The sequence below is a fragment of the Pseudomonas sp. S3_B11 genome (genome assembly GCF_054667715.1).
The window spans coordinates 685,598-700,395 of the sequence record NZ_CP162749.1; the positions used below are offsets into that span (position 1 = coordinate 685,598).

A 14,798-nucleotide genomic window follows, 5' to 3' on the forward strand; every position below is an offset into this window, starting at 1 on the left:
CTCGCGATAGCGGTCTGACAGTCAACACCGGCAATCGCGAGCAGGCTCGCTCCCACATGATTCGTGCGCCGCACCGGTCGGCGGAAAAAGCGCCGGGCGCGCGTTGATCAGCTAGTCTCTGATGCGCAATCGCCTCAACGAGCGTATGATTCGCGACCCTTTGGCGATCCCTTCGTCGAAGACCCGTTTTCAAAGCGTCAGGCCAAGCCTGGCTCGACCACACCGGGAGGTGCCCAGAATGAAAGACCAAGACCAGAACGACAGCCAGGAAATCGGCCCAGCAGGCGAAAAGCTGCAAAAAGTCCTCGCCCGTATCGGCGTCGGCTCGCGCCGTGACGTGGAAGCCTGGATCACCCAGGGCCGGATCAAGGTCAATGGCAAAGATGCCACCTTGGGCCTGCGTGTCGACATGCACGACGCCATCACCATCGATGGCAAGGTGATCAAGCGCGAAGAGGCCGCCGAAACGGTGCGTCGCGTGATCATGTACAACAAGCCCGACGGCGAGATCTGCACCCGTGACGACCCGGAAGGCCGTCCGACCGTGTTCGACAAGATGCCGCGTCCCAAAGAAGGCCGTTGGATCAACATCGGTCGCCTGGACATCAACACCACCGGTTTGCTGATGTTCACCACCGACGGTGAACTGGCCAACCGCTTGATGCACCCGTCCTACGAGATGGACCGCGAATACGCCGTGCGTGTGCGTGGCGAAGTCGACGACGAGATGATCGAGCGCCTCAAGGCCGGCGTCGTGCTGGAAGACGGCCCGGCGCGTTTCACCGACATCAAGCAGGCGCCCGGCGGTGAAGGCTTCAACCACTGGTACCACTGCGTGGTGATGGAAGGTCGTAACCGTGAAGTACGTCGCCTGTGGGAATCCCAGGGGCTGGTGGTCAGCCGCCTCAAGCGCGTGCGTTTCGGTCCGGTGTTCCTCAATTCCGACCTGCCGATGGGCCGCTGGCGCGAAATGAGCCAGTACGAAGTCGACATCCTGGCAGCCGAAGTGGGCCTCAAGCCCGTGGCAATGCCGCAGATGACCGCCAAGAGCAAGGACAAGCTGGAGCGGATGCAGCGTAAATCCTCGCGCCCGATGGGCAAGACCGAGCGCGTGCGTACGCTGCGTCCGGCTGCCGAAGGCGCACCGACCGGTCCGCGTCCTTCGCGCGAGCCGCAGATCGAAGGCGAACGCCCGGCCCGCAAGCCTGCTCCGCGTCAGGACGGTGAGCGTGGTCCACGCACGCCGCGTCCGGCCAACGGTCGGACTGAACGTGGTGAAGGGCGCGGTGCTCCGGCTGGCCGCGGTACGCCAGTCGCCGATCGCCCGGCCGACACCAAGCGCCCGGCCAAGCCCGCGCCGAAAAAGCGCCCGGGTATCGTCCTGGCCGATCGCGATGCGCCATCGGGTAAACGCCGTGGTGCACCGGCAGGTTCGGGACAGCGTCCGGGGTTTGGGCGTCGTAAGCCGGAGTGATCGGCGAGCGCCCATGAAAAAAAGCCAACTTTCGAGTTGGCTTTTTTTTTGAGCAGACTTTAGTGATGCGGTGCCGGTGAGTTCGCTATCGCGAGCAAGCTCGCTCCCACAGTTGATCTTCGGTGGATGGAGATAGGTGTTCGACACCGTTCCAGTGTGGGAGCGAGCTTGCTCGCGATGGAGGCATCAGCCTTGCAGAAATCCCAACCTAAAGCACAAACCGCCCATCAAACATCGGCTCATTATCCAGCGCCAACATCCCCTTCTCGAAAATCAGATCCAGGTGATGGCTGCCCTTGGCCCCGCCGCCGAGCCCCAGGTGCAGGCCGCAATGGCGCTCCTCGAAACCGGCATTGCGGGCGTACAGGCTCTTGACCCCTTCGTTGGTGCCGATCCCCAGTTCCTCGATGCGGCGGTTGGACGGGTTGGCGTCCAGGTATTTGTTGAAGTCGTGCTCCAGACCCGGCACCTCGGTGGCGATTTTCTGGATGGTGGAGTCTTCGATCCACAGCTCCAGCGGCGATTGCAGGACGCCGTATTTGCGCGCGAACGGGATGGTGCTCAGGAAGGTGCCGACAAAATTCACTCGGCCATTGATGGTGTCGCTGTGAGTAGCGATTTCGCCGGGGGCCAGATCGTAGTTGCCGAGGCCGTTGATGTCGGTCCATTTCTTCACGCCGCCCAGGGCGGTGTCGAAATACGAACCGTGGTCATCCTGGAAACTCAGGGTCGTCGCCTGGGACATGCGCCGGATCAGGTGACTGTTGAGCCCGGCGATACGCTGGGGAATCACGCTGAAAGTGTCATAGAAGTAGTCGCCGTAGTCCTTGAACAGCAGCGATTTCTTCCAGTTGTCGGCCATCACGCCTTGCAGTGCGCGGACAAAGTCCGGGCCGTCGGGGCGAGGGTTGGGCAGGGTGGAGGAGTCGTAGAAGAAAATATACAGATCGCTGTCGGCAATGGCCTTGGACAGGCGTTCCGTGGGTTCAAGGTCCAGGCGCATGGCGCTGAACCGGAAGGGCGAGCCGCTGCCGGCCTGTTCGGCGATGGCGCCGGTCAGCGCTTCGTAGTCAGCGGTATGGCCGAGCAACACCTTGGCGGGCTGGATGCCGGCCAGGGCGGGATGGTGTTCGAGGTAGTAAAGGAAATGTGAGATGGCTCGTTGTGTGTCCATGCTTATTCTTCCCTGACAAGTTCATTAAACGTCCCTGACAACCGGCAAAAGTGGCGGAGTCGACCGGCCGGATCGCCTCCGCCGGGCGGTGCCTACAGAGGCCACATCGCCGTGCCGAATGGAACGACGGCATCGGCCTGCATCATTTCAACGGCGGCTTCATGGGTTGGGGCTTCAAACCATTCGTCCAGTTGCAGTTCGGTTTCCAAGTCTTTGTCCAGTGCTTGCATAGTGAATCTCCTAGATGACTTTTATGGAAATAAGCGGCTCGATTCGGCGAATGGAAACAGGCCGGCAACGGCACCGCAGAACTTGTCGGCACGATGCCTGGGCAAGTCGCTGAAAACCTAGTCGAGGGATTTTTGGATTGCAAAAAAATAATTTTATTTTTTTTGTTTGAACTTTTTGTTCCATTTTCAGCGACGGCATTAGTCATTCAAAAACAGCCGCCTGGGTGTTTTTTTAAATAGGTAGCTACCTACCGTCAATTTGCAGTCAGCCCCCGGAAATTTCCTGCTTGGAAAGTTTGCGTTACGCACCGTAAAGGAATGCTGACGATTTTTGCCTTGTGAACGGGCCTCTATCGGCGTTTCGGATGGCTGTAAGAAAAAGCTGCCGAGGGCCCCGGTTTGACGAGTTTTCTGATACTTCGCAGCGCTTGTTTCAGGCCAAGGGGAAGGGTCAGATGCGCGCCATACCTGAAGTGCGGGGTAAGACGCTGATCCGGTGGTGTCTGGCAGCAGGAGGGCCGCAGTGTACAATGCGCGGCGTTTTACTGTGACCCTTAGCGTACCCACGCATTTTCAAGGTTATCCGCCTTGTTCACTCCGCCACGTCATAAGCGTGTCGGGTTCGATTTCGTCACAGATAAAAACAAATAGGTGACGCATGACCGTTGTAGAAAATACGCATTCGGGCGAGCTGAAACGCGGCCTGAAAAATCGCCACATTCAACTGATCGCCCTCGGTGGCGCGATCGGCACCGGCCTGTTCCTCGGCTCGGCGGGGGTGCTGAAATCAGCCGGCCCGTCGATGATCCTTGGCTACGCCATCTGCGGCTTCATCGCCTTCATGATCATGCGCCAGTTGGGTGAAATGATCGTCGAAGAGCCGGTGGCCGGTTCCTTCAGCCACTTTGCCCATAAGTACTGGGGCGGTTTCGCCGGGTTCCTCTCGGGTTGGAACTGCTGGATTCTCTACATCCTGGTGGGCATGTCCGAACTGACTGCAGTCGGCAAGTACATCCATTACTGGGCCCCGGACATTCCGACCTGGGTCTCGGCGGCGGCATTTTTCATCCTGATCAACGCCATCAACCTGGCCAACGTCAAAGTCTTCGGCGAGGCCGAGTTCTGGTTCGCGATCATCAAGGTCGTGGCGATTGTCGGCATGATTGCCCTGGGCAGCTATTTGCTGGTCAGTGGCCATGGCGGGCCGCAGGCGTCGGTGACCAACCTGTGGTCCCACGGCGGGTTCTTCCCCAACGGTGTGAGCGGGCTGGTGATGGCCATGGCGATCATCATGTTCTCTTTCGGTGGCCTGGAAATGCTCGGTTTCACCGCCGCTGAGGCCGACAAACCGAAAACCGTGATCCCCAAGGCCATCAACCAGGTGATCTACCGGATCCTGATTTTCTACATCGGTGCGCTCGTGGTGCTGTTGTCCCTGACCCCTTGGGACAGCCTGCTGACCACGCTCAACGCTTCCGGCGATGCCTACAGCGGCAGCCCGTTCGTGCAGGTGTTCTCGATGCTGGGCAGCAACACTGCGGCGCATATCCTCAACTTCGTGGTGCTCACCGCCGCGCTGTCGGTGTACAACAGCGGCACCTATTGCAACAGCCGCATGTTGCTGGGCATGGCCGAGCAGGGCGATGCGCCCAAGGCCTTGTCCAAGATCGACAAGCGCGGCGTGCCGGTGCGTTCGATCCTTGCGTCGGCGGCTGTCACTCTGGTGGCGGTGCTGTTGAACTACCTGATCCCGCAGCATGCGCTGGAGCTGCTGATGTCGCTGGTGGTCGCGACCTTGGTGATCAACTGGGCGATGATCAGCTACTCGCACTTCAAGTTCCGCCAGCACATGAACCAGACCCGCCAGACGCCGCTGTTCAAGGCGCTGTGGTACCCGTACGGCAACTACATCTGCCTGGCGTTCGTGGTGTTCATCCTGGGCGTGATGTTGCTGATCCCCGGCATCCAGGTATCGGTCTATGCGATTCCGGTGTGGGTGGTGTTCATGTGGGTGTGCTACGTGATCAAGAACAAGCGCAGTGCCCGGCATGAACTGGCTGTAGCGGCTGCCACCAAGTAAGCAAGCCTGAAATACAACAAACCCGGCCAAGTGCCGGGTTTGTCGTTCAAGGAAGGTACAAAATCTGTGGGAACAAGGTCTGTGGAAGCAAGGCCTTGCTCCCACAGACCTCTCCACAGGCCAGGCTCTCACAAGCCTCATTCCAGCGGTTTCGAGTATCCTGTGGGTCCTGATACCGGATACTTTCCATGCTGGCGATTTCCAACACCGTGCACATCCCGGACGCCGAGATCGAGCTGACGGCCATCCGCGCCCAAGGGGCAGGGGGGCAGAACGTCAACAAGGTTTCCAGCGCCGTGCATTTGCGCTTCGACATTCCGGCCTCGTCGCTGCCCGAGTTCTACAAGGAGCGGCTGCTGGCCCTGCGCGACAGTCGCATTACCAGCGATGGTGTATTGATCATCAAGGCCCAGCAATACCGTACGCAGGAACAGAACCGGGCCGATGCCCTGGAGCGCCTGACCGAACTGATCCTCAGCGCCACCAAGGTCGAAAAGAAGCGCCGTCCGACCAAACCGACCCTGGGTTCGAAAAAGCGTCGCCTGGAATCCAAGACCAAGCGCGGCTCGATCAAGGCCGGGCGCGGCAAGGTGGACTTCTAGCTTTTCTCCCGTTCCTGGCGATGCCTCGGCGCCTGTCGGTACAGGTAGACGCTCAATGCCAACCCGCCCAGGGCCGCCAGTGCGGCGAATAGAAAGATCGAGGCAAAGCCGAAGCCCGCGGCAATCGCACCGGCCAGCGGTCCGGTGATCCCCAGCGACAAATCAATGAACAGTGAATAAGCACCCACCGCCGCCCCGCGGCTGGAGGCCGGCACCAGGTTGACCGCTTCCACGCCCAGCGCCGGAAACACCAGGGAAAAGCCGAAGCCGCTCAACGCCGCGCCCGCCAGGGCCCAGTGGGCATCCGGTGCGAGCCACAACAGCAACAGGCCCAGGGTTTCCACCGACAGGCAGGCAATCGCCACACGAAAGCCGCCCAGACGGTTGATCAGGTTGCCGAACAGCAGGCGCGCGCCGATGAAGCTGGCGCCGAACAGGCTCAGGCACAGCACGGCGTTGTCCCAGTGCTGGGTGGCGTAGTACAGGGTGATGAAGGTCGCGATGGTGCCAAACCCGATGGAACCCAGGGCCAGGCCGCAGCCGTGTGGCAGCACGCGTCCCAGCACGTGCATGAACGGCAGGCGTTCGCCAGTGACGATGGGCGCGGCGGTTTTGCGCCAGGCCAATGCCAACCCCAGCAAGCCGAGCAAGATAATGCTCACGCCCATGCTCCATAGCCCCAGCGCATTGACCAGCCACACCCCCAGCGGTGCGCCAATCGCCAGCGCGCCGTAACTGGCGATACCGTTCCAGGAAATCACCTTGGCGGTATTCGCCGCGCCGACCCGGCCGATGCCCCAGCCAATCGAACCGGAGCCCACCAGGCTTTCCGCGCTACCGAGCACCAGGCGACCGATCAGCAGGCTGATCAGGCTGAACGTTGGCAGGTGGGGCGTCCAGGCAGACACCAGCATGAACACACCACTCAGCCCGCAGCCGGCGAGGCCGAACATCACCGCGCGCTTGCTTCCCAGGTTATCGATGATTCGCCCTGCATAAGGACGACTGAGCAGAGTGGCCAGGTATTGCACGCTGATCACCAACCCGGCGATCACCGCGCCGAAGCCCAGTTCGCCGTGGACGAACCCGGGCAGTACGGCCAGGGGAATGCCGATATTCAGGTAGCCGATGAATGTGAACAGGACGATGGAAACGACTTGCAGCGTGACCGCCAGGGGGCGCTGGGAATCTGACATGGGGTAAAGGTCCACGGAGCAGCAGGATAGGTAGGCTGCTTATGATAACGGCGACCGTGGGGTCAGGGCGGGGAAAAGTAAAACTATTTGCCCAATGGTGGTTCAGCTGCCGTTCTCACCGCTGACCAGGCGTGTGGTCACCAGTGCGGCGATGGCGTTTTCTTCGCTGCCAAAGCGCGCCAGCAGGGCTGCTTGTTTCTCGGCAGGAAGGCGGGTCCAGATCTCGACCATTTTTTCGGCAGTGCCGATCAGCACGCTGGCCTGGGCTTCGCTGAATGGAGGGGTGTCATCGGTCATGGAGGGCTCGGGATTCAGGCAGTGTGGAAAGCGCATCTTAGCGCTTTCCACACGGTCTGGTGGTGCGGGTCAATCAGTCTTCGCTGTCGGCCTGGCGGCGTTCAGTGGCTTCTTTAGGCTCGGGTTGCTGGGCGTCTGCTTGCCCCCCGGCTTGTAGCGTGGTCGTCTGCTCAGTGTCGTGCAGGCTTGGGAAGGGGAGATTAGGGATCTCGTGCATATCGCGCTCCTCGCAAAGTCTGTGGATAGATCTGGTAGATCCGCGCTTTTACAAAGCCTGGGCAGGATACAGCAGGAGAAATGACAAAAAGACTTTTAAATCCCGTCGGGCCGACAAAAGGGATTGTCTGGACAAGTCATGACCAATCCCTCCGTGCGGCGTCCTGGCGCAACTTTTTCAGCCCCGGCTACCGGCCGTTACCAGTGGTCGGCAAGGCTCAAGAATGCCTCTGCAAGGCCGATGGTCTGTACAAATCCTTTGGCATTCGGTTTCGACACCGGACATGGAAGTCGGGGCGTCGTTAGCTCTTTTTACCCCCACGAGATTCTTTCCATGTTTCTACAAAAATCCTTGAGAGCCCAGATCCTTGCCCTGCTCAGCGGCAGTCTGTTGGCGATGCTGCTGATCGCCCTGGCGTCCTTTCATTTCCTGTCCGAGGGTGTCCAGAATTATCGCCAGCTGATTGATGGCCCGTTGCGCGCCTCACAATTGATCGACGAGGCCAACCTGCAATTCAAGGTGCAGGTCCAGGAATGGAAAAACGTCCTGTTGCGCGGCAAGCAGCCTGCGGACCTGGATAAGTACTGGAAGCAATTCGAGGAACGCCAGCACGATGTCCAGGGCATTCTGGGGGAGTTGATCGGGCACAAGGACCTCCCAGCCCAAATCAAGGCGCGCATTGAACGCCTGCGGGACGAACACCGTCAGTTGGGTTCGGCGTACCAGAAGGGCCGGGACGCGTTTGTGGCGGCAGGTGCTGACGCGACGGCTGGTGATGCAGCCGTCAAGGGCGTCGACCGTGCTGCCAGTGAGCAGATGAGTGAGCTGGTCGCTGAGTTGCACAAGATGGGCAGCGAGCAATCGGTGTCGATCAGTACCGGGGCCGACCGGACCATTCTGCTGGGTACTGTGGTGATGCTGGTCTCAGGCCTGCTGATTGGGGTGTTCAGCCTGTGGATGGTCAACCGCAATCTGGTGCAGCCTATCCGCAACCTGATCGCATACGTGACCCAATTGAGTCACGGTCGTTTCGCCGAGCGGGTCGTCAGCAATCGCCAGGACGAACTGGGCGATCTCGCCCTGGCGGCCAATACCTTGCGCGATTTCCTCGCCGAAACCTTCACGCGCCTGCAACGCAGTGCCACGGAGCTGGACAGTGCCAGCGGTGAACTCAATGCCATCGCCAGCCTGATGAGCCAAGGCACCAGCGAACAATTCGAACGCACCGATCAGGCGGCAACGGCAATGAACGAGATGTCCGCCACCGCCCAGGAAGTTGCCCGCCATGCCGCCGATGCGGCGCGGGCTGCCGATGATGCCGATCACTCGGCGCAGCAGGGCGAGAAAGTGATGCAGGGCACTATCCACACCATCACCCAGATGCGCGGCGAGATTGCCAACACGGCCACGGTGATCCGTCGTCTGGAAACCGACAGCGGGCGCATCGGTAAAGTGCTTGAAGTGATTCGCGGGATTGCCGAGCAGACCAACCTGCTGGCCCTCAACGCTGCCATCGAAGCGGCCCGGGCGGGGGAGGCCGGACGTGGTTTCGCGGTGGTCGCCGATGAGGTTCGCAACTTGGCCCAGCGCACGGCGTCATCGATCATCGAGATCAATCAGATTATCCAGACCGTGCAGACTGGCGCAGTGGACGCGGCCCAGGCCATCGAAAGCGGGCAGTCGCGCAGTGAAGAAAGTGTCGAGCAGGTGACCCAGGCCGGCGCCATGCTGGAACGCATCACCCAGGCGGTGGAAGCGATTCGCGACATGAACCGCCAGATCGCCACCGCCGCGGAAGAGCAGACCTCCGTGGCCGAAGACATCTCGCGCAACCTCACCGAAATCACCTGCATCGCCAGCACCAACCTCGACAATGTGCAGCGCACCGAAGCGGCCAGTCGGGATTTGCATGGGTTGTCGGGGCAGTTGAATGAAGTGACGGCGCGGTTGAGTGCCTAACCCCAGTGGCGAGGGAGCAAGCTCCCTCGCCACAAAAGCTTGTGCGAACCTGAGGTGGATCAATCTCAATAATCGCGCCGCTTGCGAAATGCCCATCGGCCTGCAATCACGGTGAAGGTTGCCACCAGCGCCACCAGGATCCAGAAGCCCTCCGGATCACCGGCCAGCGGCACGCCGCCGACGTTCATGCCGAAGAAACCGGCAATGATGTTGATGGGCAATGCCAGGACCGTGACCACCGTCAGGGTGAACAGCGTGCGGTTGCTTTGTTCGTTGAGGTTGGCGGCGATCTCTTCCTGCAGCAGCTTGATCCGCTCGCCCAGGGCGGTGAGGTCGTTGATGATCAGGGCGAACTCCTCGGTGGACTTGCGCAACTCCTTGACGTCTTCCTTCTGCAGCCATTGCGGTGGGCGGTTGAGCAGGCGCAGCAACGAGCCTGGCTCCAGGGCCAGCAGGCGTTGCAGGCGTACCAGCACTCGGCGCTGGGCGCCCAACTCGGAGCGGTTGGTGGACAGTCGCGAAGAGAGCAGTTGGTCTTCGATCTGATCGACGTTGAGGCTGGTCTTGCGCACGATCTGGGTCAGCACTTCGCCTTGGTCGCGCAGCAGATGCACGAGCAGTTCCAGCGGTGAGCGAAAGCACTCGCCGGCCTTGACCGATGAGCGCAGCTTGTCGACCGAGTGCAAAGGTTGCAGCCGCGCGCTGATGATCAGCCGACTGTGCACGCAAACCCACAACGTCGATACATCCGAGGACACCAGGTTGCTGAGGTTGAACACCACATCGTTCACCACCGCCAGCAATGCCGAGTCCACATGTTCGATGCGGGTCGAGCGCGAGCCTTCGTGCAGGGCTTCGAAGAATTCCTGGGGCAAGGCCAGGTGGCTTTTCATCCAGCGCTCGCAGGCAGCGTGGGCCAGGTTCAGGTGCAGCCAGAGGAATTCGTCGGCGTCTTGCGGTTGTTGCAGGCTTTGCAGGGCCTGGGCCGAATCGATCTCCCTGCCACGCTCGCCGGGGCGGAAACGAAATCCGTAAAGCAGGCCGAACAGGTCCGGATCGCGATGGCTTTGGTCGATGCTGTGGTTCATGAGGGCTCGCTGGCGGGGAGTGCCTGTCGCGGCGACAACAGGGTCACTTGAGCGGCATCATTGCAGGGTTTTTTGAAGGTTTTGTGACAGGTGGCTGTGTCACTTGGACCGTTAGCCGTTTACATACGCACGCAAAAGAGCCGCGCAACTTGAAAGTTGCGCGGCTCTACATGGATTAAATCAGTCATCTCGGTCTTGTTTGTTTTCCAAGACCTCTCCGGTAGCGGCATTGAGTTCAACGTCAAACTCTCTGCCATCTGGGTAACGTACTTCAACTTCGTATTCATAACCGTTGAAACGCTCATCCAAGTCAGCAAGTCCGATGGTCGCTCCCGGGTGCAGTTTCTCGACGATCTGCTTAAGTTCGTCCATAGATTTGATCTTGCCTTCCTTGACCAGTTGGGGAATCTGGGTGGCCGGAACATCCTTCGCCTGGGCCAGGCCAGCGGTGAGGGTCAGGGCGGCAGCGGTAAACAGGGCAGTCAAAGTTTTCATAGGTCTTTCCTTTGTCGTTAAAGGGTGATTCGTTTAAGTGGGCTCAGATTATCTGTGGCAACTTAATTCACCCTTAATTCGGAAAACTTGCAGCGACTGCACCGATCCGGCCCTGATTCCTCAGTAACCGTTCTTCTCCAATAGTTGCGCCACACTGCCTGTTTCGGGACGCTTGAAGTACTTGAGCAACTCACTGGCCCGATTGGTGAAAATGCCATCCACGCCGGCGTTCATCACTTTCTTGAAGTCCACCGGCTCATCAACAGTGTAGACATGCACCAGCAGGCCCTGGTCATGGGTGTACTGGTTCATCCATGGCTGCACCAGGTCCGCGTAACTCTGGCTGCCGCCATGGGTCAACGCCGCGGATGGCCCAGTACCAATGGCGCCCTGGGCCTTGGCATACTGAATCCATTTTTCGAATTCAGCCTTGTCCTTGGGTTCCTGCTTGGCGTAATAGGCGGCCTTGTCCGTTTCGCCGGACTCGGCAAAAGGCACCTTGGACTTGGGCTCGATGTTGCCTTCGCCCACCCACAACAGCAGGATCTTCGGCACCTTCGGCATCTCTTTGTGCAGCAGTTCGAGACTGCTCTTTTCAAAGGTCTGCAAGACCACTTTGCCTTTGCCCTGGCCGACACCCGTGGCGCGCTTGGCCAGTTTCGACCCGGCCGGGCTCAGCCAACCGCGGTCCTGCAGTTTGTCCTTCAGGTCGCGCTCGATGCCGGGGAACAGCTTCGGCGCCTTGGTCTCGATGTACAGCCCGGGTTTTTGCTGCGGGTTGCCCTCGGCGATATTGATCACTTCATCGAGGGTCAGGATTTTCAGGCCGGCGAACGAAGGTCGCGCGCGGTCCGGGTAAGCGGTGTTGAACCAACTGCCGGCATCGAGGGTTTTGAGCTCCGCCATGGTGAATTCGTTGGCGGTGCTGTCCTTGCGCTCGGGGAATTTGACCGCGACATCCGTTGTGCGCAGCAGGCTGTCGTCATGCAGGACGAACAACACGCCGTCCTTGCTGCGTTGCAGGTCCAGTTCCAGGTAGTCGGCGCCCAGGTCGCGGGCCAGCTTGTAGGCAGCAGCGGTGGATTCCGGCGCGTCGAACGAGGCGCCGCGGTGGGCGATGACCGCCGGATGTGGAATACCCTGGAGGGCTGCCAGGGCCTTGGGGCTTGGGGCCTCGGACGCTTGGGTCTGGCCGAAGCCGAGCAACAGGCTCAGCATCAAGGCGGTGCGGGTGAAGGTGACAGGCATGCTCGAAATCCTTTCGTGGGTGTGTGCAAAAAACTATCTTTTAACAACTGAACGCTGTCGGCGCTATCGCCATACCGACATAAACCTGTGCAAAGAAGATTTTTCCCACGCATTTCCAGACCGCTTTGCAGTACCCTTGCCGGATCAGTTTCCCCGGCAGAGGGAAACCTTAAATCCTGTGTCCGCTTGCCCTGCGTGTAAACCATTGATCAGACGTCCCGAGGGACGTATCCATGAGGTTTACCATGCGCACCACTTCGACATTCATCTGCCAGGCCGCCGACCAGCTCAAGGGTTTTGTCGGCCTGAACCGCAAGACTGGCCAGTACATCGTGCGGTTCAGCGAAGACGCCTTCGGCATGGACGTGGCCGACGACGGCATCATCCCCACCTGCGAATTTGTCTGGGCCCCCGTGGCGGACGGCACCATGGCCCTCAAGCGCGAGCGCATCCAGTTGCTGCTGGACCAGCACATCGACGACCGGATCAACCTCTCCGAACCTTTACGGGTGTACATGGCCCGCAGCGACCTGCCGGAAATCGTGGCGGTGCGGCAGTTGGTGGAAGGCTGAAGCCCTCAATCTTGCGTTGAACAGAGATCCTGTGGGAGCGAGCTTGCTCGCGATAGCGGTGGATCAGCCAACATTATCGTGACTGACATACCGCCATCGCGAGCAAGCTCGCTCCCACAGGTTTTTTTCCTGGCATCAGATTGGGCGTTGGAAGGCATAGTCGCGTTCGACCTTGCACACCCTCGTATGGCAATGGGTATACCAGGTGGAGCGGCCGCGCTCACGGATCGCGCTGTGTTCGGGATGCTGCTTCCAGGCCAGGATCGCCGCTTCATCGCTCCAATAGGACACGGTAATCCCCAGACCATCTTCGCCACGCGCCGATTCGACACCGAGAAACCCCGGCTGCTCTTGAACCAAGGCCAGCATACGCTCGGCGGCTTCGGCGTAGCCTTGGTCCCCCTCGGTGCGCAGGGAGGTGAAAATCACCGCGTAGTAGTGGGCGCTCATGGTGTTGTCCTGGCGCAGGCTTCGACAAACGCGCTGACCAGCGGCGGCAAGCGCCCTTCCAATGCGGCACGTTCTGGCTGGAACAGCGTGGCGACAAAGAACGGATGATCCCGCAGCTCCACCGCTCGCAGGCCGCCGGCCGAGTCCCGGGCCACGGGGTGCAGGCGCTGCTTGAGCAAATCCTCTTCAAAGTCCGGGTTGACCCCGAAGCGACAATGGTAGCCCTCAAATACCATCAGGCGGCCATAGGCCTTGGCAATCAACGAGTCCGCCTCGAGTTGCAGGCTGTCGATGGTTTCGACCAGCGCGCAGCTCAACGGCGTCAACAGCGCCCGTTCAGCCTCGGGATCGGTTTCGCCATGGGCGGCGTCGGCCCAACCCATCACGTTACGGGCGAATTCCAGCACGGCATGTTGAAAACCACCGCAGGTGCCCAGGAAAGGGCGACGCTGTTCGCGGGCAAAACGAATCGCCTGCAAGGCGCCGGCTTCGTTTTGGTAGGGGCTGCCCGGCACGCACCAGATACCGTCGAAATCCTCCAGCACTGCGTTGTCGGCGATGAGCGGCGTTGCCAGCCATTGGACGCGGATGTCATGACCGGTTTGTCCGCCGGCCAGCTCAAGTGCGATGGGGATCGCCCGGTGAGCGGTGATATGTGGGTCGTGGTCGCCGACCAGGGCGATGTGTAAAGGACGCTGTTTTTCCATGAGAGACTCGCCGCTTGTTGATTCCTGGTCGCCACTATAAATTGGCGTTCACGCAATCAATATTGGCGTTTATCCAAGTGATCAATGCAGCAGCGCACTATCGTCTGGACTATCCCGACCTGTCCCTGATCCTCGCACTGGTCCGTGGCGGCACACTGGCCCGGGCCGCGCGGCTGCTGCAGGTGGACGTGTCCACGGTGTTTCGTTCGGTACGTCGGCTGGAGGCGGCCCTGGGCCAGCCCTTGTTCGAAAAAAGCCGTGCCGGGTACTTGCCCACGGGCCTGGCCCAGGCACTGGCCGAACAAGCCGAGCGCGCCGAACAGGCCTTGGAGGCGGCGCGGGTGGGGGTGGAGCAGGGCGGCGAGGTCATCAGCGGGACGGTACGCCTGACGTGCAGCGACTCGGTCCTGCAAGCGTTGCTGCTACCTGCGCTGGCGCGCTTCATGCCCGCTTATCCGGCGTTGACCCTTGAGCTGAGCACCTCGAACGACTTCGCCAACCTGAGCCGCCGCGATGCCGATATTGCGTTACGCCTGACCCGTACGCCGCCGGAACACCTGGTCGGTCGAAATCTGGGCAATGTGGCTTACCGGGTATGCGCCAGCGCCACCTACCTGCGCTCGGCGAATACGGATGACCTGGCTTCCATGACTTGGATCGCGCCGGACGATTTTCTCCCGGATCACCCCACCGTGGCCTGGCGCCGCCAGCATCTACCCGGCGTGGTGCCCGCCTATCGCTGCAACAGCATGCTCTCGGTCACCGAACTGGTGCGAACCGGCTTGGGTGTGGCGGCGCTGCCGGACTTTCTGATCGATGAACACCAGGGGCTGATGCCCCTTGGGGAACCGCTGGAGGGGTATGACACAGCCCTGTGGCTCCTGACCCGCCCCGACTGCCGGGCCTTGCGCTCGGTGGTGACCTTGTTCGATGAGCTGGGGCGCAATCTGCGCTGGCGCTGACTTTTAACGGGTAGGGTGTGCATGACGCAATGGATGACGGTTCCCCA

At 60.5% G+C, this 14,798-nt stretch carries 16 protein-coding genes; 6 read left to right on the forward strand and 10 right to left on the reverse strand.

All coding sequences use genetic code 11. The features are described 5' to 3' along the window. Window positions 1-238 precede the first annotated feature (238 nt). Window positions 239-1,474, forward strand: a complete 1,236-nt coding sequence (rluB, locus tag AB4O22_RS03145; RefSeq protein WP_003204865.1) for a 23S rRNA pseudouridine(2605) synthase RluB — start codon at window positions 239-241, stop codon at window positions 1,472-1,474. 208 nt (window positions 1,475-1,682) lie between these two features. On the opposite strand, the gene AB4O22_RS03150 is transcribed toward rluB, so the two are convergent. Together AB4O22_RS03150 and AB4O22_RS03155 are read right to left on the reverse strand one after the other, a co-directional pair. Next, on the reverse strand, window positions 1,683-2,648 hold the full coding sequence (locus tag AB4O22_RS03150; RefSeq protein ID WP_003204863.1) for a M29 family metallopeptidase: 966 nt from the start codon (window positions 2,646-2,648) through the stop codon (window positions 1,683-1,685). A 92-nt stretch (window positions 2,649-2,740) separates the two neighbouring features. Further along, window positions 2,741-2,878: a hypothetical protein gene (locus AB4O22_RS03155; protein ID WP_003178782.1), complete on the reverse strand. Its 138-nt coding sequence runs from the start codon at window positions 2,876-2,878 to the stop codon at window positions 2,741-2,743. A 658-nt stretch (window positions 2,879-3,536) separates the two neighbouring features. Here AB4O22_RS03155 and AB4O22_RS03160 point away from each other — a divergent pair. Together AB4O22_RS03160 and arfB are read left to right on the forward strand one after the other, a co-directional pair. Then, window positions 3,537-4,958 carry an amino acid permease gene (locus AB4O22_RS03160; protein ID WP_038858465.1) on the forward strand — a complete coding sequence of 474 codons (1,422 nt, stop codon included), beginning with the start codon at window positions 3,537-3,539 and terminating at the stop codon, window positions 4,956-4,958. A 188-nt stretch (window positions 4,959-5,146) separates the two neighbouring features. After that, on the forward strand, window positions 5,147-5,560 hold the full coding sequence (arfB, locus tag AB4O22_RS03165) for an alternative ribosome rescue aminoacyl-tRNA hydrolase ArfB (RefSeq protein WP_013694088.1): 414 nt from the start codon (window positions 5,147-5,149) through the stop codon (window positions 5,558-5,560). Here the strand turns inward: arfB and AB4O22_RS03170 are convergent. The 3 genes from AB4O22_RS03170 to AB4O22_RS03180 all read right to left on the reverse strand — a co-directional run bounded on the left by AB4O22_RS03170 (window position 5,557) and on the right by AB4O22_RS03180 (window position 7,270). Next, entirely contained in the window at window positions 5,557-6,756 is a 1,200-nt protein-coding gene (locus AB4O22_RS03170; protein WP_003204857.1) for an MFS transporter, read from the reverse strand. The two genes, arfB and AB4O22_RS03170, sit on opposite strands and share 4 nt — an antisense overlap. A 102-nt stretch (window positions 6,757-6,858) precedes the next feature. Further along, on the reverse strand, window positions 6,859-7,089 hold the full coding sequence (locus AB4O22_RS03175; RefSeq protein ID WP_003204855.1) for a hypothetical protein: 231 nt from the start codon (window positions 7,087-7,089) through the stop codon (window positions 6,859-6,861). A 37-nt stretch (window positions 7,090-7,126) separates the two neighbouring features. Further along, window positions 7,127-7,270, reverse strand: a complete 144-nt coding sequence (locus AB4O22_RS03180) for a hypothetical protein (protein ID WP_003204853.1) — start codon at window positions 7,268-7,270, stop codon at window positions 7,127-7,129. Between the two features lie 333 nt (window positions 7,271-7,603). Between AB4O22_RS03180 and AB4O22_RS03185 the strand changes: the two genes are divergently transcribed. Beyond that, window positions 7,604-9,229: a methyl-accepting chemotaxis protein gene (locus AB4O22_RS03185; RefSeq protein WP_460095859.1), complete on the forward strand. Its 1,626-nt coding sequence runs from the start codon at window positions 7,604-7,606 to the stop codon at window positions 9,227-9,229. 65 nt (window positions 9,230-9,294) lie between these two features. On the opposite strand, the gene AB4O22_RS03190 is transcribed toward AB4O22_RS03185, so the two are convergent. The 3 genes from AB4O22_RS03190 to AB4O22_RS03200 all read right to left on the reverse strand — a co-directional run bounded on the left by AB4O22_RS03190 (window position 9,295) and on the right by AB4O22_RS03200 (window position 12,060). Beyond that, entirely contained in the window at window positions 9,295-10,317 is a 1,023-nt protein-coding gene (locus tag AB4O22_RS03190) for a transporter (protein ID WP_003204846.1), read from the reverse strand. A gap of 180 nt (window positions 10,318-10,497) precedes the next feature. Continuing rightward, window positions 10,498-10,812, reverse strand: coding sequence for a PepSY domain-containing protein (locus AB4O22_RS03195; RefSeq protein ID WP_013694086.1), 315 nt, complete (start codon window positions 10,810-10,812; stop codon window positions 10,498-10,500). Window positions 10,813-10,932: 120 nt separating this feature from the next. Beyond that, window positions 10,933-12,060: a glycerophosphodiester phosphodiesterase gene (locus tag AB4O22_RS03200; protein WP_223472682.1), complete on the reverse strand. Its 1,128-nt coding sequence runs from the start codon at window positions 12,058-12,060 to the stop codon at window positions 10,933-10,935. A 245-nt stretch (window positions 12,061-12,305) separates the two neighbouring features. On the opposite strand from AB4O22_RS03200, the gene AB4O22_RS03205 reads away from it, so the two are divergent. Then, entirely contained in the window at window positions 12,306-12,632 is a 327-nt protein-coding gene (locus tag AB4O22_RS03205) for a DUF2025 family protein (RefSeq protein ID WP_003204839.1), read from the forward strand. A gap of 135 nt (window positions 12,633-12,767) precedes the next feature. Here AB4O22_RS03205 and AB4O22_RS03210 read toward each other — a convergent pair whose 3' ends face one another. After that, window positions 12,768-13,082, reverse strand: a complete 315-nt coding sequence (locus tag AB4O22_RS03210) for an antibiotic biosynthesis monooxygenase family protein (RefSeq protein ID WP_223472680.1) — start codon at window positions 13,080-13,082, stop codon at window positions 12,768-12,770. Beyond that, window positions 13,079-13,789 carry a CTP synthase C-terminal region-related (seleno)protein gene (locus tag AB4O22_RS03215; protein WP_223472679.1) on the reverse strand — a complete coding sequence of 237 codons (711 nt, stop codon included), beginning with the start codon at window positions 13,787-13,789 and terminating at the stop codon, window positions 13,079-13,081. Before AB4O22_RS03215 ends, AB4O22_RS03210 begins: the two co-directional genes overlap by 4 nt. 14 nt (window positions 13,790-13,803) lie before the next feature. On the opposite strand from AB4O22_RS03215, the gene AB4O22_RS03220 reads away from it, so the two are divergent. Then, a complete protein-coding gene (locus tag AB4O22_RS03220) occupies window positions 13,804-14,751 on the forward strand; it encodes a LysR family transcriptional regulator (RefSeq protein ID WP_027912232.1) in 948 nt (315 codons plus the stop codon). Window positions 14,752-14,798 lie beyond the last annotated feature (47 nt).